Origin of the sequence: Anabaena sp. CA = ATCC 33047, from assembly GCF_963870205.1 — a bacterium.
Classification (GTDB): domain Bacteria; phylum Cyanobacteriota; class Cyanobacteriia; order Cyanobacteriales; family Nostocaceae; genus Trichormus.
In genome coordinates this window covers 1-16,593 of sequence record NZ_CAWMSA010000016.1, presented here as the reverse complement: position 1 = coordinate 16,593, position 16,593 = coordinate 1, and the positions used below count along the sequence as shown (strand labels likewise).

Annotated in this window: 27 protein-coding genes and 1 pseudogene; 1 reads left to right on the top strand and 27 read right to left on the bottom strand. The window is 45.2% G+C overall.

Going from position 1 to position 16,593, the window contains the following annotated elements; translation table 11 throughout:
• Positions 1-8: 8 nt before the first annotated feature.
• The 25 genes from AACS98_RS03450 to rplC all read right to left on the bottom strand — a co-directional run bounded on the left by AACS98_RS03450 (position 9) and on the right by rplC (position 13,885).
• The gene (locus tag AACS98_RS03450) at positions 9-956 is read right to left on the bottom strand and encodes a DNA-directed RNA polymerase subunit alpha (RefSeq protein WP_066376375.1); all 948 of its coding nucleotides are present in this window, start codon (positions 954-956) and stop codon (positions 9-11) included.
• A 319-nt stretch (positions 957-1,275) separates the two neighbouring features.
• Complete coding sequence (rpsK, locus tag AACS98_RS03445) at positions 1,276-1,671, bottom strand: 30S ribosomal protein S11 (protein WP_066376373.1); 396 nt, start codon at positions 1,669-1,671, stop codon at positions 1,276-1,278.
• A gap of 54 nt (positions 1,672-1,725) precedes the next feature.
• A complete protein-coding gene (gene rpsM / locus AACS98_RS03440; protein WP_066376371.1) occupies positions 1,726-2,106 on the bottom strand; it encodes a 30S ribosomal protein S13 in 381 nt (126 codons plus the stop codon).
• Positions 2,107-2,219: 113 nt separating this feature from the next.
• Positions 2,220-2,333, bottom strand: a complete 114-nt coding sequence (gene rpmJ / locus AACS98_RS03435) for a 50S ribosomal protein L36 (protein WP_082803684.1) — start codon at positions 2,331-2,333, stop codon at positions 2,220-2,222.
• Positions 2,334-2,449: 116 nt separating this feature from the next.
• Positions 2,450-2,674: a translation initiation factor IF-1 gene (gene infA, locus AACS98_RS03430; RefSeq protein WP_006276978.1), complete on the bottom strand. Its 225-nt coding sequence runs from the start codon at positions 2,672-2,674 to the stop codon at positions 2,450-2,452.
• Between the two features lie 180 nt (positions 2,675-2,854).
• Complete coding sequence (locus AACS98_RS03425) at positions 2,855-3,409, bottom strand: adenylate kinase (RefSeq protein WP_066376368.1); 555 nt, start codon at positions 3,407-3,409, stop codon at positions 2,855-2,857.
• Entirely contained in the window at positions 3,409-4,722 is a 1,314-nt protein-coding gene (gene secY / locus AACS98_RS03420) for a preprotein translocase subunit SecY (protein ID WP_066376364.1), read from the bottom strand. The genes AACS98_RS03425 and secY overlap by 1 nt, the downstream gene beginning before the upstream one ends.
• Positions 4,723-4,796: 74 nt before the next feature.
• The gene (gene rplO / locus AACS98_RS03415; protein WP_066376359.1) at positions 4,797-5,243 is read right to left on the bottom strand and encodes a 50S ribosomal protein L15; all 447 of its coding nucleotides are present in this window, start codon (positions 5,241-5,243) and stop codon (positions 4,797-4,799) included.
• Between the two features lie 58 nt (positions 5,244-5,301).
• Positions 5,302-5,826, bottom strand: coding sequence for a 30S ribosomal protein S5 (gene rpsE / locus AACS98_RS03410; protein WP_066376357.1), 525 nt, complete (start codon positions 5,824-5,826; stop codon positions 5,302-5,304).
• A gap of 106 nt (positions 5,827-5,932) precedes the next feature.
• Positions 5,933-6,295, bottom strand: a complete 363-nt coding sequence (gene rplR / locus AACS98_RS03405; protein ID WP_066376354.1) for a 50S ribosomal protein L18 — start codon at positions 6,293-6,295, stop codon at positions 5,933-5,935.
• Positions 6,296-6,297: 2 nt separating this feature from the next.
• Positions 6,298-6,846, bottom strand: a complete 549-nt coding sequence (rplF, locus tag AACS98_RS03400) for a 50S ribosomal protein L6 (RefSeq protein WP_066376353.1) — start codon at positions 6,844-6,846, stop codon at positions 6,298-6,300.
• Between the two features lie 61 nt (positions 6,847-6,907).
• Positions 6,908-7,309 (bottom strand): 30S ribosomal protein S8, encoded by a 402-nt coding sequence (gene rpsH, locus AACS98_RS03395; protein ID WP_066376349.1) that lies wholly within the window; start codon positions 7,307-7,309, stop codon positions 6,908-6,910.
• A 20-nt stretch (positions 7,310-7,329) separates the two neighbouring features.
• The gene (gene rplE / locus AACS98_RS03390; protein ID WP_066376347.1) at positions 7,330-7,878 is read right to left on the bottom strand and encodes a 50S ribosomal protein L5; all 549 of its coding nucleotides are present in this window, start codon (positions 7,876-7,878) and stop codon (positions 7,330-7,332) included.
• 104 nt (positions 7,879-7,982) lie between these two features.
• On the bottom strand, positions 7,983-8,330 hold the full coding sequence (gene rplX, locus AACS98_RS03385) for a 50S ribosomal protein L24 (RefSeq protein ID WP_066376337.1): 348 nt from the start codon (positions 8,328-8,330) through the stop codon (positions 7,983-7,985).
• The gene (gene rplN / locus AACS98_RS03380) at positions 8,330-8,698 is read right to left on the bottom strand and encodes a 50S ribosomal protein L14 (RefSeq protein WP_066376335.1); all 369 of its coding nucleotides are present in this window, start codon (positions 8,696-8,698) and stop codon (positions 8,330-8,332) included. The genes rplX and rplN overlap by 1 nt, the downstream gene beginning before the upstream one ends.
• Before the next feature lie 25 nt (positions 8,699-8,723).
• Positions 8,724-8,975 carry a 30S ribosomal protein S17 gene (rpsQ, locus tag AACS98_RS03375; protein ID WP_066376334.1) on the bottom strand — a complete coding sequence of 84 codons (252 nt, stop codon included), beginning with the start codon at positions 8,973-8,975 and terminating at the stop codon, positions 8,724-8,726.
• Between the two features lie 6 nt (positions 8,976-8,981).
• On the bottom strand, positions 8,982-9,209 hold the full coding sequence (gene rpmC / locus AACS98_RS03370; protein ID WP_066376332.1) for a 50S ribosomal protein L29: 228 nt from the start codon (positions 9,207-9,209) through the stop codon (positions 8,982-8,984).
• A gap of 3 nt (positions 9,210-9,212) precedes the next feature.
• Positions 9,213-9,641: a 50S ribosomal protein L16 gene (gene rplP, locus AACS98_RS03365; protein ID WP_066376330.1), complete on the bottom strand. Its 429-nt coding sequence runs from the start codon at positions 9,639-9,641 to the stop codon at positions 9,213-9,215.
• Positions 9,642-9,743: 102 nt separating this feature from the next.
• Positions 9,744-10,499 carry a 30S ribosomal protein S3 gene (gene rpsC, locus AACS98_RS03360; protein WP_066376327.1) on the bottom strand — a complete coding sequence of 252 codons (756 nt, stop codon included), beginning with the start codon at positions 10,497-10,499 and terminating at the stop codon, positions 9,744-9,746.
• Between the two features lie 51 nt (positions 10,500-10,550).
• A complete protein-coding gene (gene rplV / locus AACS98_RS03355; protein ID WP_066376325.1) occupies positions 10,551-10,910 on the bottom strand; it encodes a 50S ribosomal protein L22 in 360 nt (119 codons plus the stop codon).
• Positions 10,911-10,981: 71 nt separating this feature from the next.
• Positions 10,982-11,260 carry a 30S ribosomal protein S19 gene (gene rpsS, locus AACS98_RS03350; protein WP_066376322.1) on the bottom strand — a complete coding sequence of 93 codons (279 nt, stop codon included), beginning with the start codon at positions 11,258-11,260 and terminating at the stop codon, positions 10,982-10,984.
• Positions 11,261-11,361: 101 nt separating this feature from the next.
• Positions 11,362-12,225: a 50S ribosomal protein L2 gene (gene rplB, locus AACS98_RS03345; RefSeq protein WP_066376319.1), complete on the bottom strand. Its 864-nt coding sequence runs from the start codon at positions 12,223-12,225 to the stop codon at positions 11,362-11,364.
• A gap of 6 nt (positions 12,226-12,231) precedes the next feature.
• Entirely contained in the window at positions 12,232-12,546 is a 315-nt protein-coding gene (locus tag AACS98_RS03340) for a 50S ribosomal protein L23 (protein WP_066376318.1), read from the bottom strand.
• On the bottom strand, positions 12,539-13,171 hold the full coding sequence (rplD, locus tag AACS98_RS03335) for a 50S ribosomal protein L4 (protein ID WP_066376315.1): 633 nt from the start codon (positions 13,169-13,171) through the stop codon (positions 12,539-12,541). The genes AACS98_RS03340 and rplD overlap by 8 nt, the downstream gene beginning before the upstream one ends.
• Positions 13,172-13,249: 78 nt before the next feature.
• Positions 13,250-13,885, bottom strand: coding sequence for a 50S ribosomal protein L3 (rplC, locus tag AACS98_RS03330; RefSeq protein ID WP_066376313.1), 636 nt, complete (start codon positions 13,883-13,885; stop codon positions 13,250-13,252).
• A 1,055-nt stretch (positions 13,886-14,940) separates the two neighbouring features.
• Here rplC and AACS98_RS03325 point away from each other — a divergent pair.
• Positions 14,941-15,429: an NAD(P)H-quinone oxidoreductase subunit N gene (locus AACS98_RS03325; protein ID WP_066376310.1), complete on the top strand. Its 489-nt coding sequence runs from the start codon at positions 14,941-14,943 to the stop codon at positions 15,427-15,429.
• Between the two features lie 101 nt (positions 15,430-15,530).
• Here AACS98_RS03325 and AACS98_RS03320 read toward each other — a convergent pair whose 3' ends face one another.
• Complete coding sequence (locus AACS98_RS03320; protein ID WP_066376308.1) at positions 15,531-15,989, bottom strand: hypothetical protein; 459 nt, start codon at positions 15,987-15,989, stop codon at positions 15,531-15,533.
• An 84-nt stretch (positions 15,990-16,073) separates the two neighbouring features.
• A pseudogene (locus AACS98_RS03315) lies at positions 16,074-16,523 on the bottom strand (ABC transporter permease); the annotation flags it as partial.
• Between the last annotated feature and the right edge of the window lie 70 nt (positions 16,524-16,593).

The following is a 16,593-nucleotide window of genomic DNA, read 5'->3' as shown; positions in this document are numbered from 1 at the left end:
GTTTTGATTTAGCTGTGTTTAGAGCTTCTTTCTTGGGGCAAGGTAATACCTAAACGTCGCTGTAAAGCTTCTACTACCTCTTCTGCCGACTTCTGACCGAAGTTTTTAATTTCTAACAAGTCTTCTTGGGTATAATCCAATAAGTCAGCCACAGAATTAACCTGCGCTCGCTTCAGACAGTTATAAGCCCGCACAGACAGTTGTAACTCTTCGATAGGAATCTGAGCGGTGGGATCGTCTGGAATCTCTGAACTCGTATCTGTAGGTTCTAGAGAAATATCTTTCAACGGGTTGAATAAATCTACCAGAATCCCTGCGGCTGAAGACAGTGCTTCTTGAGGCGAAAGACTACCATTTGTCCAAACTTCTATCAATAGTCTGTCTTTGGTAATCGAACCATCTGCACGAGCTTCTTCAACACTGTAGTTGACTTTTCGCACCGGCATAAACACCGAGTCAATTTGCAAAAAGTCTAAAGATGTAGCTTCTTCCCGTCCTCTTTCTACGGTGCGATAGCCTTTACCTCTCTCAATGCGAAATTCCATTTCCAGTTTGCCACCTTCGGCAATGGTGGCTATATACTGGGTAGGATCGATGACTTCTACTTCACTTGGTAAATCAAAATGGGCGGAAGTTACTGTTGCTGGGCCGTTCACCAGTAATCTACCAATCTGGGGCTGAGAAGAATAACTTTTGAGAATGACTTCCTTCATTCGCATGATAATGTCAAGCACATCTTCCCGGACTCCCGGAATTGTCGCGAATTCGTGTGTCACACCTGCAATTCGCACGGCTGTAACTGCTGTTCCCTCTAAGTTGGACAGTAATACCCGCCGCAGGGCGTTGCCGACTGTGGTTCCTTGACCACGTTCTAGCGGTTCTAGGATAAATTTACTGTAATGGCTCCGACTTTCTTCTGTACTGGAATCTACACATTCAATTTGAAACTGCGCCACGGAGTAGCCTCCCTTATTTAAGGTGCTGCTAGCAGGCAAAAATTTTGCCTCTCGAATTTAATTTATTGCCTTAGACTGAATTTAGGTTGATCAAACTGCCAACTGCTGATGCCGACAATGTTTGTTGACCTGATTGAGTCTAACGGCGTTGATTATATTTTTGGTAATTTGAAGTTTAGCAGCCCTCCCTTATGGAAGAGCTGGTACTCTTCTTGTTGCCATAGCCGTCGGAAGTTTGCGCTCACCCTACTTAGCAACAGTAATTGCAGATGATTGTTTTTGCTGCAACTTATTGACCTGACTGGTCAAAGGTTTGGCTCTACACGCGGCGACGCTTGGGTGGACGGCAACCATTATGAGGAATGGGTGTGATATCCCGAATCAGTGTAATTTCCAGTCCTGCACCTTGAAGGGCGCGAATTGCAGTTTCTCGCCCTGCACCTGGGCCACTTACCATTACCTCAATTTGGCGCATTCCTTGGTCGATGGCTCGGCGGGCTGCACTTTCGGCGGCTGTTTGGGCTGCGAAAGGAGTTCCTTTTTTAGCACCTTTGAAACCGCTAGAACCAGCACTGGCCCAGGAGATGACATCGCCATTTTGATCGGTAATGGTGACAATGCTATTGTTGAAAGTAGACTGGATGTATGCCTTTCCGTTGGGAACGTTACGCTTCTGCTTCTTACTCCCAGATTTTTTAGTTGGTTGTTTCGCCATATTTGTTCAGTAAATCTAAAGGAAAACTTGCTTGAGTCAGCAAGCATAGAGATGTTATTTACCGGGAGCTTTTTTCTTACCGGCAACTGTCTGCCTTCTCCCTCGACGGGTTCTGGCGTTAGTACGAGTTCTTTGTCCTCTAACTGGTAAGCCCATGCGGTGACGGCGACCTCTATAGGTACCGATGTCAACCAACCGCTTGATGTTCATAGCTTCCCAACGGCGCAAGTCACCTTCAACTTGATGGTTGCTTTCGATTTCTGCGCGTAAGGCTGCCACATCGGCATCACTGAGTTCTTTAACACGGGTATCAGGATTTACTCCTGTCGCCGCTAAAATTTGGTGGGATTTTGTTAAGCCAATCCCGTAAATGTAGGTCAGACCAATTTCAACACGCTTGTCGCGTGGCAGGTCTACTCCGGCAATACGTGCCACAACTAATCTCTCCCTATTGTTTTCGCAGTTGCTGATCGTAAAACGCTTTGAATGCGTCTGTATCTTCTCTAGTGATTATCTGTGTTCCTAGTTACTCTCAATGTTTGAGAGGATTATCCTTGGCGTTGCTTGTGTTTGGGATTAATGCAAATCACCATGACGCGACCACGACGTTTGATCACGTTACACTTTTCGCAAATCTTTTTGACTGAGGCTCTGACTTTCATGCCTGTTGTAATGGACTCCAAATATTAAATTATAGCATTTTTAGGAAAAATTATCCAATTAAGTGAGTGAGTAACACCCAAATAAATTGTTTTATGGTAAACTTCCTTACATACGATTATTTTTTCCGCAAGCGATAAGTAATTCTACCTTTGGTCAGGTCGTAAGGGGTGAGTTCCACTTTGACGCGATCACCAGGTAAAATCTTGATGTAGTTCCGGCGAATCTTACCAGAAATGTGGGCTAAAACATTAAACCCGTTGTCAAGGTCAACGCGAAACATCGCATTCGGCAATGATTCGGTGACAGTGCCTTCCATTTCGATTAAATCTTGCTTAGACAACTTATTTATTCCTCAACTCAACAGTTTTGTTTGTTTTCACCTTGCTGATCTGCAAGAGAACACAAATTGATAAATATATCAATGGTTTATTAATATATCTTAGCTAAAATTGTCTAGCATCCTGAAACCGAAGGGAGTAGTGAGTGACGAATTCTCGATCTACTACTCCCAATGCTCAGTTTAGGAACGGATCACATTTTGCAATTCATCAGTGACTTCTTCTTGGGACTGATTGCCATTCACAGTCAGGAGTTTCTGGCGATCGCGATAATAATTGATCAAGGGTGAAGTTTCATTACGGTAAACTTCCAGACGACGACGAATAATTTCTTCCGTATCGTCTTTGCGTCCCCTTGCTAATAACCGCGTTACCACCACATCATCAGGCGCATCCAAATTGACCACCCTTTCGCCGCCTTGACCAGTTTTTTGCAGTAATTGTTCTAAAAAAGCTGCTTGTGTGACTTTACGGGGAAAGCCATCTAAAATCCACCCAGATTCAGCATCTGGTTGTTTTAAACGTTCCTCTACCAAGTCCTGCACCAACTGATCAGGAACTAGCTCACCGCTATCAACATAGCTTTGGGCTTTAACTCCTAAAGGAGTTTGCTCTTTCATGGCTTGTCTCAATATTTCCCCAGTGGAAATATGAGGAATGTGTAGATGTTCTGCCAAAATTTGAGCTTGCGTTCCTTTACCGGCTCCAGGCGGCCCCAAGAAGATTAATCGCGTCACTATTGCTTCACCATTCCTTCATATCGCTGAGAAATCACATAAGTTTGGACTTGCTTGGCTGTTTCTATCGCCACACCCACAAGGATGAGTAAGGAAGTAGCACCCAATCCTCTAAAAGTTGGCACTCCTAACGCTCTTTCAACGGCGGTGGGAATAATCGCTACCAAGCCCAAAAAGATAGCACCTAACAAAGTCAGTCGGTTAATTACACGCTCGATGTACTCGCTAGTTGCTTTACCTGGACGAATACCAGGAATACTAGAACCCATTTTCTTCAAGTTTTGCGCTATATCTACTGGGTTAATAATCAAAGAAGAGTAGAAATAGCTGAAGAAAACAATGGAAATTAAGTAAACTAGGGCATAAACCCAAGAACCAGAACCACCGGGACTTAAATAAGTATTAACAATGTTTGCTAGTTCGGGGTTTTTTGTAAAATTGGCAATCAATAGTGGCAAACTCAGAATGGCAGCCGCAAAAATAATCGGCATTACACCACCAGAGATGAGACGCAGAGGTAAATAACTGCGTTGTTCAGCTAATACACGTCTGCCTACTTGACGACGCGCCGAGATGATGGGGATACGGCGAATTCCTTCTTGAACAAACACGATCCCCACAATCGTCAACATAAACACCAAGACGAGGACAATCACGCGCCCGACGATTTCCCTACCGCCTACTTGCACCAAGTCAATTGTGTCACCCAAGGATTTCGGCAAGGAAGCAACAATGTTGACAAAAATCAACAAAGATGCTCCGTTACCTAGACCACGTTCTGTAATCAGTTCAGAAGCCCACATAACGAACATGGAACCAGCAGTGAGAGCGATCGCCGTTTCCCCGACGAATACCGGCCCTGGATTTAAAGCAAATTGCTGGAGAAATAAAGCCGAAAAAGCCACGCTTTGAACAATCGCCCAACCTAGTGCTACATAGCGAGTGATTTGGGAAATTTTCCGCCGACCAGCTTCTCCCTCATTTTTCTGTAAATTTTCTAAAGATGGAATGGCAGCTGTCAGCAATTGGATAATAATGGACGCATTAATAAAGGGAAGAATTCCTAAAGCAAAGACTCCTAATGTGGAAAGTCCTCGCCCGGAAAATATATCCAATAAACCGAATATGGAATTGTTTCCCGATATAGCTTCCGCGAACCGAGTCCGATCAATTCCTGGTACTGGTAAAAAGATACCCAGGCGAACCAAAATTAAAATACCGACAGTGACAAGCAGCCTACCTCTGAGTCCAGCTGCTTGTGCCATCTGCATAAAAGTTTCTTGAGCCGTTGGGGCTTTATCTCGACTGATCATAGAGTGCTACCTTTGTCGTGAACCAGACGCTGGAAGCGAGTTAGACGGCAGTTAAGTAAGTGCGCTTTGCTGGCTCACCCTAAAACTTCGCAACTCCCTCCAGCTGCCTCAATTTTGCTACGAGCTTGCCCTGTGAAAGCTGCCGCTTTGACTTGGAGTGCCACGCCCAATTCTCCGTTACCCAAAATTTTCAATGGGCCTTTCACAGCAGTGATGATCCCTGCTGCTTTGAGTGAGTCCAAAGTTACTTCTGTATTGGTAGGAAGAGAGGCTAGCTTCTCTACATTAATCGTAGTGTAAATTTTCCGATTAACTAAAGGAAAACCCTTGAGTTTTGGTATGCGGCGGTACAATGGCTGCTGACCACCTTCAAACCCTGGTCTGGTACTGCTACCAGAACGAGCTTTTTGACCTCTCATACCTGCACCAGCACTTGCGCCTTGACCAGCAGAAATACCTCTACCTACACGGCTACGGCGTTTTTTAGAGCCTTTTTGGGGCTTAACATCGTTGAGTCTCATAACCTTTCTTGTGTTTGTCAGTTGTCAGTTGTCATTTTCACATCGGACAAATGACGATTTAGATGTAGAGTTTTTCAATGGCAATGCCTCGGTCTTCAGCGACTTCAGCTAAGGTACGCAGGGTAGACAAGGCGTTAACAGCTGCTCTGGCGTTGTTGAGTGGGTTGTTAGAGCCGAGTTGTTTAGCTAGAACGTTACGAACTCCGGCTAATTCCAGCACTGTCCGCACAGCACCCCCAGCAATTACACCAGTACCAGGGGCGGCTGGCCGCATAATTACTTTAGCACCGCCACCTACACCATCAATCGGATGAGGGATGGAGTTAGATTTGGTGATGGGAATATCAATCAGGTGCTTTTTGCCATCGGCTACGCCTTTTTTCACAGCACCGATCACATCTGAGGCTTTACCAACTCCGACACCGACTTGGCCGCGTTCGTTACCAACGACGACGATCGCGCGGAAGCTGAGTTTTTTACCGCCTTTAACAACCTTGCTCACCCGTCGGATTTGAATTACCCGCTCTTGCCAGTTGGTTTCTTCTTTTTTCGCGCGGTTAGCTTTACGACGATTTGTTGCCATAATTACTGTTCTCTCAATGTCATTTGTCAATTGTCATTTGTCAGTTGTCATTTGCCCTTTGTCATTTGTTGAATGACCAATGACTAATGACTAATGACTAATGACTCTAGAAATCTAAACCAGCCTCGCGTGCTGCTTCAGCTAGTGCTTTAATGCGACCGTGATACAAGTTACCACCGCGATCAAACACGACTTGGGTAATGCCCTTTTCGAGCGATCGGGCGGCGATCAATTTACCCACTTGCGCTGATGCTGTACAGTTAGCACCTGAAGCTAGCTCAGATTTCAAACCTGGTTCTAAAGTCGAAGCAGCGACCAAAGTTTGATGTTTTGTATCATCAATTACTTGAGCATAAATATGCTCATTAGAACGAAATACAGACAGCCGTGGGCGTTCTGGCGAACCTTTAATTTTGGCACGGATGCGTCTGTGACGACGCTGTTTTGATTCTCTACGAGTAAGTTTCATGTTTACTTCTTACCACTCTTACCAGTCTTACCAGCTTTGCGTCTTACCACCTCATTGGCATAGCGAATACCTTTGCCCTTATAAGGTTCTGGTGGACGAACGCCACGAATTTTGGCTGCTGTATTCCCTACTACTTCTTTGTCATAACCACTGACAATGACGTTAGTGTTGTTTTCTACAGCAAACTGAATTCCGTCTGGTGGTTCAATTTGTACTTGATGGCTAAAACCAATATTCAAAACTAAGTTTCGCCCTTGTACTTGGGCGCGATAACCTACACCTTGAATTTCTAAACGCTTTTGGAAACCTTGAGAAACTCCCTCTACCATGTTGGCTACCAAAGTCCGGCTTAAACCGTGCATTTGTCTGGATCTACGGGAGTCATCCTTACGGGTTACTAGCAGTGTGTCCCCATCTTGAGTAACTGTGACATTGGTGGGTAAATCTTGGGAAAGTTCACCTTTCGGCCCTTTCACGCTCACTTTACTACCATCAATTGTCACTTGTACTTTGGTGGGAACAGTAATTGGACGTTTACCAATACGAGACATGATTCTGTGTCCTTTATCATTTGTCAGTTGTCAATGAGAATTGACCATTGACTATTGACGACTACCAAACGTAGCAGAGCACTTCACCACCCAAGTTCTGCCGCCGTGCTTCGCGGTCGGTCATGATCCCACTGGATGTAGAAATGATGGCAATACCGATGCCGCCTAGTACCCTTGGCAATTCTTTTCTGTTGGAGTAAACACGCAACCCAGGCTTACTTATACGCTTGAGGGCGGTAATTAAAGGCTGGCGATTTTTCCCCTTATATTTCAGGGAAATAACCAAGTTACGTTTTACACCTTCACCTTCTTCTGAAAATTCAGCAATAAAGCCTTCTTCCTGTAGCACTCTAGCAATGCTACGGGTCATTTTTGTGGCTGGCACTTGTGTAGTTTGATGCCTTGCCATGTTAGCATTGCGGATGCGCGTCAGCATATCTGCAATTGTGTCGTTAGCCGCCATCGTTCCCTCTTTAGATGAACTTATTGATCGCGAAAGGGCATTCCCATTTCTTTAAGTAGGGCGCGGCCCTCTTCGTCGGTTTTCGCTGTAGTGATAATAGAAATATCAAGACCACGGATTTGGTCGATGCTGTCGTACTCGACTTCAGGAAAAATCAACTGTTCTCTTACGCCCAGGGTATAGTTACCACGGCCGTCAAAGCTTTTGGGGCTAATGCCTCGGAAGTCTCTGATTCTAGGTAGAGATAAGTTAATCAGTCGGTCGAGAAAGGCATACATTCTCTCGCCTCTGAGAGTTACCATGATGCCGACAGGCATACCTTGACGAATTTTAAAGCCAGCGATCGCTTTTTTCGCTCTGGTCACCACTGGTTTTTGACCAGTAATCACGGCAATTTCGCTCAAAGATGCTTCCAGAGCCTTAGCATTTTGTGCGGCTTCCCCTAGACCTCGGTTAACAGTAACTTTCACCACTTTTGGTACTTGATGAACGTTGGTGTACTGAAACTGCTGGGTGAGTTTGGGGACAATCGTCTCTAGATATAAGGTTTTGAGTTTGGGTGTCGCCATAGTTTTTTGTCCTGATAATCCCTGGGCTTGGTCAGGGAAACTTAATTTCAGAGTTTCGATTTGGGATTAAATTTACAATCTCAAATCTCAAGCCAGCAAATCCTTTAATTATCGAGGATTTCGCCAGTTTTCTTGAGTTTCCTTACTTTCTTGCCTTCTGCGGTGAAAGTGTAACAAACACGGCTAGCGACGTTTTGTTTGGTGGAGTAAAGCATGACGTTGGAGCTATGGATGGGTGCTTCCTGAGTCACGATCCGCCCAGATTCCCCTTCCTGTTGGGGCTTGACGTGCTTGGTTTTAATATTTACGCCTTTGACAATGACTTTACTAAATTCGGGCAGTGCTTTGATCACTTCGCCTACTTTGCCTTTGTCTTTGCCAGCAATCACTTGCACTGTGTCGCCGGTTTTGACGTGCATTTTGTGGAATGTTTTGTCCTTTTGGCTTGCCATTACAGCACCTCCGGAGCCAGAGAAACAATTTTGGTAAAGTTCTTGTCGCGCAGTTCCCGCGCTACTGGGCCAAATACCCGTGTACCTCTGGGATTACCATCTTTGTTGATAATTACGGCAGCGTTATCGTCAAACCGAATGCTCATGCCGCTATCACGATTGATGTTATGGCGGGTGCGAACAATTACCGCCTCGACCACATCGGATTTTTTCACTGCCATATTAGGATTGGCATCTTTGACAACAGCGATAATTTTGTCGCCCACGAAACCGTAACGTCTGTTACCCCCGCCTAAAACACGGATACACATCAGTTTACGTGCGCCACTATTATCTGCCACATTCAGATAAGTTTGGGGTTGAATCACAATTTATCTCCCTTCTGCACAACTTTTAAGTTGTAGCCTTAGTGTTGAGGATTTCGGTCACTTGCCAGCGTTTGGTTTTACTCAGGGGTCTGGTTTCCTGAATCCGCACGCGATCGCCCACTTTACATTGATTTTCTGCGTCGTGAGCTTTATAACGCCGGGTTTGGACTACAATCTTGCCGTATTTGGGATGGGGAGAGCGGTTTTCTACGGCGACTACCACCGTTTTTTGCATTTTATCGCTCACTACCAAGCCAACTCGTTCTTTGACTGCCATAAATTCCTACTTTTCTTCTTGAGTCGGTTGACTGGCCACCTGCTTTCTTTCTGCTTCTACTGTCAGTAGTTGGGCGAGGCGATGGCGGGCATGGCGGAACTGGTGGGGTTTATCTAACTGTCTAGTTGCCTTTTGTAAGCGCAACTGAAACAGTTGTTTTTTAACGGCGATAATTTCCTCCGCCAGTTTCTCGTCAGTTAATTCTCTAGCTTCTGAAATCTTGGGAAGAGGCATAACCTACTCCTGCTCCTCTACTTGTTGAGAGCGCACAATAAACTTAGTTTTAATCGGTAGCTTGTAAGCTGCCAAGCGCATGGCTTCACGGGCGACTTCTTCAGAAACGCCAGCGATTTCAAACAAGATCCGTCCTGGTTTGACTACGGCTACCCAGAATTCTGGATTACCTTTACCGGAACCCATCCGGGTTTCAGCCGGACGCATAGTTACGGGTTTATCTGGGAAAATCCGAATCCAAATTTTACCACCCCGGCGGATGTAGCGAGTCATTGCCCGACGGGAAGCCTCGATTTGCCGAGAGGTGATCCAAGCTGGCTCTTGAGCTTGGAGAGCAAAATCTCCAAAGTTGAGGGTACTACCACGGTGGGCTAGACCCGTCATCCGTCCGCGCTGTTGTTTGCGGAATTTAGTTCTTCTAGGACTTAACATGACGACTAACTAGCGATTAGGGATTAGAGATTAGGGATTAGGAATTTAGGACTAAAGTCTAGTATGTTCTGTTCTAGGCTCTAGCCTAAGTTGGTCTAAACCCTAGCCTTCATTAGAGCGGTCTTCAAACTGTTGGCGACGACGCTGTTGTTGACGACGACGAGGTTCGCGTTCACGGGTTGCTGGTTGGGATGGGGCTTCTTCTTGTCCAGGAATAATTTCTCCTTTGAATACCCAAACTTTGATGCCCAGAATTCCATAAATGGTTTTAGCTGTGCAGTAAGAGTAGTCAATGTTAGCCCGTAAGGTATGTAAGGGTACTCTTCCCTCACGAGTCCACTCGGTTCGGGCAATTTCCGCACCGTTGAGTCGTCCACTGACTTGCACTTTAATGCCTTGAATACCTGCACGTTGAGCGCGTTGAATTGCTTGTCTAACTACACGACGGAAGGATACACGACGTTCTAGCTGTTGTGCAATATATTCGCCGATTAAGTTAGCATCAGCGTCTACTTTTTGGACTTCAACAACGTTAATGCGAATTTGGCGGTTGTTGCCTAACAGTTCTTGCAGTCCGGTACGTAATGCTTCAATACCTTGTCCACCACGACCTACAACTACACCAGGACGGGCGGTGCGTACTTCTAGGTCGATTTGGTCTGCTTTGCGCTCAATTTTTACTTCAGAAATGCCAGCATTGTTTTGAGCGTATCTACCCAGTTTCTGCTCTATGTATTTACGGAGTTTGTGGTCTTCTTGGAGCAGTTCTGGATAGCGTTCTGGATCTGCAAACCAACGTGATTGGTGTTCTTGGGTAATCCCCAAGCGAAAACCAATTGGATGAATCTTCTGTCCCACAAATGTTTCCTCTAAAATTTCTAACTTTACGCAATTTTTTGGGATGAGAACTTACTTAGCATTGGCACTTGCAGCCACAGCCAAGGTGATATGACACGTTGGCTTGCGAATTTGGTAAGCTCTACCTTGCGCTCTAGGTTGGAAACGTTTCAATACAGGGCCTTGATCAGCATAAGCCTGAGTAATTACTAGCTCGGTGCGATCTAACCCGGCGTTGTGTTCAGCGTTGGCGGCAGCACTTCTTAGCAGTTTTAAAACTGGCTCAGTGGCTCGATAAGGCATGAATTCCAGGATAATTAATGCTTCCCGATAGGAGCGTCCCCGGATTTGATCAAGTACACGACGTACTTTGAAGGGAGACATGCGTATATAACGGGCGATCGCCTTTACTTCAGTAGTCTCTGTAGCCATAATTTTCTCCTTGAGTCAATAGTCAATAGTCATTCAGTAATTACTTGCGACTTTTGACTGTTGACTTTTGACTATCTCCCTGCTTTTTTGTCACTTTTCCCATGCCCCCTGTAGGTGCGTGTGGGAGCAAATTCACCCAATTTGTGACCTACCATTTGATCACTGATAAACACTGGTACGTGCTGCCGTCCGTTATGAACTGCTATGGTATGGCCTACCATTTGGGGCAGAATTGTCGATGCTCTCGACCAAGTTTTAATTACTTGTTTTTCGTTTTTTGCATTCAGCTTTTCAATTTTGCTGAGTAAATGATCGGCAACGAAAGGACCTTTTTTAAGAGAACGACCCATAGTTCAGTTTTGGATTTTGGATTTGGGATTGAGAATTTTAGATTTTGAATAATTAAATGTCTAATTCAATGACAGTTAGACCCAATCTAAAACCTACAATTCTAGGACTCACGACCACCGCGACCGCGTTTAGAAGATTTACGACGACGACGTACAATCAACTTGCTGCTGGGTTTCTTAGGCTTGCGTGTTTTTGCACCCAAGGCTGGTTTACCCCAAGGTGTTACAGGGCCGGATCTACCGATAGGCGCTCTACCCTCACCACCACCGTGGGGGTGATCTACTGGGTTCATGACGCTACCTCTAACTTTGGGGCGGCGGCCTTTCCAGCGATTTCTTCCGGCTTTACCTGCACTCAGGTTTCTAGCATCTGTGTTACCTACTTGCCCAATGGTGGCGTAACACTCGCGGCGAATCATGCGGACTTCCCCAGAAGGTAACTTGAGTGTGACGTAATTACCTTCTTTTGCCATGACTTGGGCAGATGCACCAGCTGCGCGGACGATTTGCGCGCCTTTACCGGCAACTAATTCAACGTTATGAACGGTGGTACCCAAGGGAATATTCGCCAAGGGTAAAGCGTTACCATCTTCAATTGGGGCTTCAGGGCCAGCAATAATTTTTGTCCCTACTTTTAAACCATTCGGGTGGAGAATGTACCGCTTTTCACCATCTTCATAAGTTACCAGCGCAATCCGAGCATTGCGGTTTGGATCATATTCAACAGCTACTACTGTAGCGGGAATATTCCGCTTGTCTCTCTTGAAGTCGATGATCCGATACAGTTTTTTGTGTCCACCACCGCGACGACGGCTAGTAATCCGCCCTTGGTTGTTCCGACCTTTGGCGCGGTGTATATATACCGTCAGAGATTTTTCTGGTTCGGTTTTGGTAATTTCCGCAAAGTCAGAGATGGTAACTTGACGAGTGCTGGGGGTATAGGGGCGATAAGAACGAGTACCCATGATATCTTAGACCTCTGGGAATAGAACTTGTCTAATTTTCTCTACATCCCCAGGCGCAACGGTGACAATCGCACGCTTATATTGGGGCTTAAATCCAATAAATTTACCTACACGCCGCTTTTTCCGGGGAGGTAATGAGGTGTTTACTTGTACAACCTTGACCTGAAATAAGTCCTCTATTGCGGCCTTAATTTGTGGCTTGGTGGACTTGGGAGTGACTTCAAATGTGTATTTGTTCTGCTCCATCATAATGGTCGCTTTTTCCGTGAGGATGGGGCGACGCACTAAGTCAGCAAGGTTGCGGGGGTCAAACTTAGCCACTGTAGACCTCCTGAATTTTATCTAGGGCTGAGGTTGTCACTACAATCTTGTCAGCGTGTAGCAAGTCGTAAACATTTAGTTGGTCAGCAGCAAGCAGCTTTAAGTTCTCGATGTTGCGACCTGACAAGTAAATATTTTCGGAAAGCTCAGACAAAATTAATAATGTCTTTTGTTCTGGTGCCGCACCCCAACGCGCAAGTGCTGTTACCAATTCTTTGGTTTTGGGGCGAGCTAACTCGTTGTTAAATTCTTCTACTACAATCAGGTCTTCTGCACGGCTGACTAATGCTGTCCGCAGTGCTAACCGGCGTTCTTTCCGGTTCATTTTGACGTTGAAATCTCTGGGTTTTGGCCCGAAGATCACACCACCACCACGCCACAATGGTGAACGAATAGAACCAGCACGAGCGCGACCTGTGCCTTTTTGCCGCCAAGGTTTACGACCACCGCCTCGAACTTCAGCACGGGTTTTGGTGCTGGCAGTTCCTTGGCGGGAGTTGGTCATTTGTCTTACTAAAGCGCGGTGTACAATATGAGATGCTGTTTCCGCTTTGGCAGAGCGCAAGTCGAACGTTTTCTGTCCAACTTCTTCTCCTTGCCAATTTTTCACTACACTTTCAACCATTTTTGTGTCCTTTGTCGTTAGTCCATAGTCCATAGCTTGTAGTCCATAGTCCTGAGACTATCGACTGTTGACTGTTGACTACTTGCCAACTTTCTTGGCTGGCACAATATTCAGTAATGAGCCTGGTTTCCCAGGAACAGAGCCTTTGATTAACACCAAGTTACGCTCGGCATCTACTCGCACTACGGTTAGTTTGCGAATTGTGACTTGGCTACCACCTAAACGCCCTGCCATCCGCTTACCGGGATAAACACGACCTGGGGTTGTACCAGCACCTATTGAACCGGGTGCTCTATGGTTTTTAGAACCGTGTGACATTGGCCCACGACCAAAGTTATTCCGCTTTTGGTTGCCTGCAAAGCCGCGACCGATACTCGTACCGATAACGTCTACAATTTGACCTGCACTAAAAATATCTGCTTTAATCTCTTGTCCTAAACTGTAATCGCTAGAACTATCTGTGCGATACTCTTTGAGATGCCGTAATGCTGGCGCGGACGATTTGGCTAAATGTCCCAACAAGGGTTTATTGAGTGCCTTTGGTTTAACTTCGCCATATCCAACTTGAATGGCGGTGTAACCATCGGTTTGTTTACTTTTTACTTGTGTAACGACACATGGCCCTACTTGGACGACGGTTACAGGAATGGCTACTCCTGCTTCATCAAAGATTTGGGTCATGCCCAGCTTGGTGCCGAGAATTCCTACAGACACAGTAACTGGCTCTCCTTTCTACTAAATCGGATTTGGTGACACACTGTGCGAATTCCGGTGATGAACGGACGAATTAGATGAATTTGTAAGCGGCTGCTACCACTGCAAATTCTGCCGGAGACAACAGGCGGTGTCTTTACTGTTTGTGAATCTATTTAGTTGCACTCACTTAATCACCAGAACATCCACAAGCACCTTCTATCAGGGAAGGTTTAACTTCTGGTAGCAAGGCAAGGCTTGATAGCTTTGCGCTTCGTGCAGTAATGCTTTCGTCCTAGCAATTACTTAGGCACTTTCTGGCGGCAGTTTTCTGAGCGGTTCTCCCGATTCATTAAGACTGCCGTGTTTTAGTGGGACTTAAGCGGCTTTTGCTGCTCAGTATCCTTTCCACTGAGTTTTAGATAATGTCATGCAGGTGACATACTCACACACTGATGCTCAACATACAGTGTGGGCTTCTCAGCGACTCCCGGTATCCCGTCGGACATTGACTGAGCTTTGTTTATACTGCACGAGATGCCCCTCCGCACAGTTGAACAAGTACAAAATTTTTAGGTTTTGCTTGTTTTTCCATGACTACAAGAGTCAATGTAGCCTGAAACTCACTATAGGCTCGTTTTTTTGAGCCATCAGCTTTGTTGTGACTTTAAAGCTTTTCAAGTTTACCAGTTTTTGTGTAATCTCAGTGAATTTTTTTCTAGAGATTTCGGTGATTAGGCGCGAGGGCGATCGCTCTCTATCCTAATTACATAGTATCTTAAATTTGCAATTTTGGTCACAATCTCAGATTATAAACTCTTTGTTGCCGCTTGTCTAGAAACTTTGTCACAATTTTCTAAATTTTTTCGGGGCAGGAAGTAATTAACATGATCATTGCGTCTTTGACACCCTTACACCCGTAAGAAAACCGTTAACGGCTGGAGAAGATGCTGATAGAGACTGATAGAATTGAGTTTAGCTTATTTAGAGCATAAGCTTTGTTATCTCATTAATGATCACTTCAAAGTAAATAATAGAGATATCAAAGTGGGATAGGACAAAACTCCGGAAAATTTATGGCACTAATTACCACTGGCAACGGTTTCATCCGCAATCTAGAAAAATTTGGCTCTTTAGGGGTTTACGTACCCTTGGAAGGAGGCTATGAAGGTAGGTATCTTCGCCGCTTGCGTGCAGTCGGCTATAAGAGTCTGCATATAACTGCGCGGGGATTAGGCGATGTAGCTGCCTATCTTACCGGAATCCACGGGGTTAGACCTCCCCATCTTGGAAAAAAAAGCACTGGTAGTGGTGCAGCAGTAGGCGATGTCTATTATCTGCCACCAACTCTTAATTATCAACTAGAGCAGTTACCGCCAAAGTCTAAAGGTTTGGTGTTGTGGATTATTGAAGGACATATTCTTTCTGATCAGGAAGTAGAATTTTTGACCACGCTGCCTAGTGTAGAGCCAAAAGTGAAAGTAGTTGTTGAAAGAGGTGGCGATCGCGTCTTCCGTTGGAAACCTCTGAAAGATACATTCTCTACGAGTTATCAAGCCAGCTAGAGCAAGTATCAGACAGAAAACTTGATTTTCTGGTCTGAGGAGCATAAAATCTGGGCGATCGCCTGTGCCGTAATTCAGCAGAGTGCGATCGCCCATTTTTTTCAGAAACTCACTGCGTAAATTAAATCAAATTCACGATATAAAGTTATTTGGCAAGTATTACTAGGGTTTTCCAGGACTTCGTAATCTAATCCGCCTGTAATTTGAGTAACAGGTCGTTTTAAAGGTTTTTCAAACTGATACCATTCGCGGTTACTCCACTCAAAAATGGCAGCATCAACATCATTTTGTAATTCAGAAGCAAGCAAAAATAACTCTAGTTTTTCAGAAATGCTACCGATAATAAAAAATTTCACAGCAATTGACTGGCTAATAACTGGTCTGGGTTCGTTAGCGGCGGAAGTGTTGCATTCTCCGAAGTTGAGATCATAAGGCTGCAATTGCAGAGTGTCTGGTTGCTTCCAGCTATTAGCGATTTCCTGGAGACGTTGATCTAGATATGGTAGTAACCCTAGTTTGGCATCAGTTAACAACTGACGAATGTTAGAAGGTTGGGTCATTGCACAATTTTGAGCTATATACCCAGTAAGATTAGCGGTTTCTAGACATCAGAGGCGATAAACTTAGAAAAACTTTGTTTGTGGCTAGTCTTGTTGATGGGCGAATTTGTAACCACCCCACAGAGACAGAGCGATCGCCATCACTAGTAAAACTGGTACGCTATACCAAGGAAACTGAGTTAAAGGTAAATGGGCAGCTGCACGTAATCCAGTGCTGGCGTAGGTTAACGGTAATACGTAAACCACAAATTTCAGGGCGATGGGTAGTGTACTAGGATCAAAAAAAGTCGCTCCTAAAAAAGACATGGGGATAATCACAAAGTTATTGTATAGCCCCACCGATTCGAGCGATCGCACCGATAAGCCAACAATCACACCCAACCCAGCAAAGACAGCACAATTCAACACTAGCAACAGCAAAAACAAGGGACTGAGAAAATGCCAGTTCCTAGTTAATAGCAACGCCACCAGAATCACAGAACCAGAAGTCATCAACCCCCGCACTACACCCGCTAGCATTTTCCCAATGTGCAGTGGTGAACTACCTACATCGCCCTAGCGGGTCGATGTAGGCTTCTGGCACATTTTTAATGTTTCCAGAACT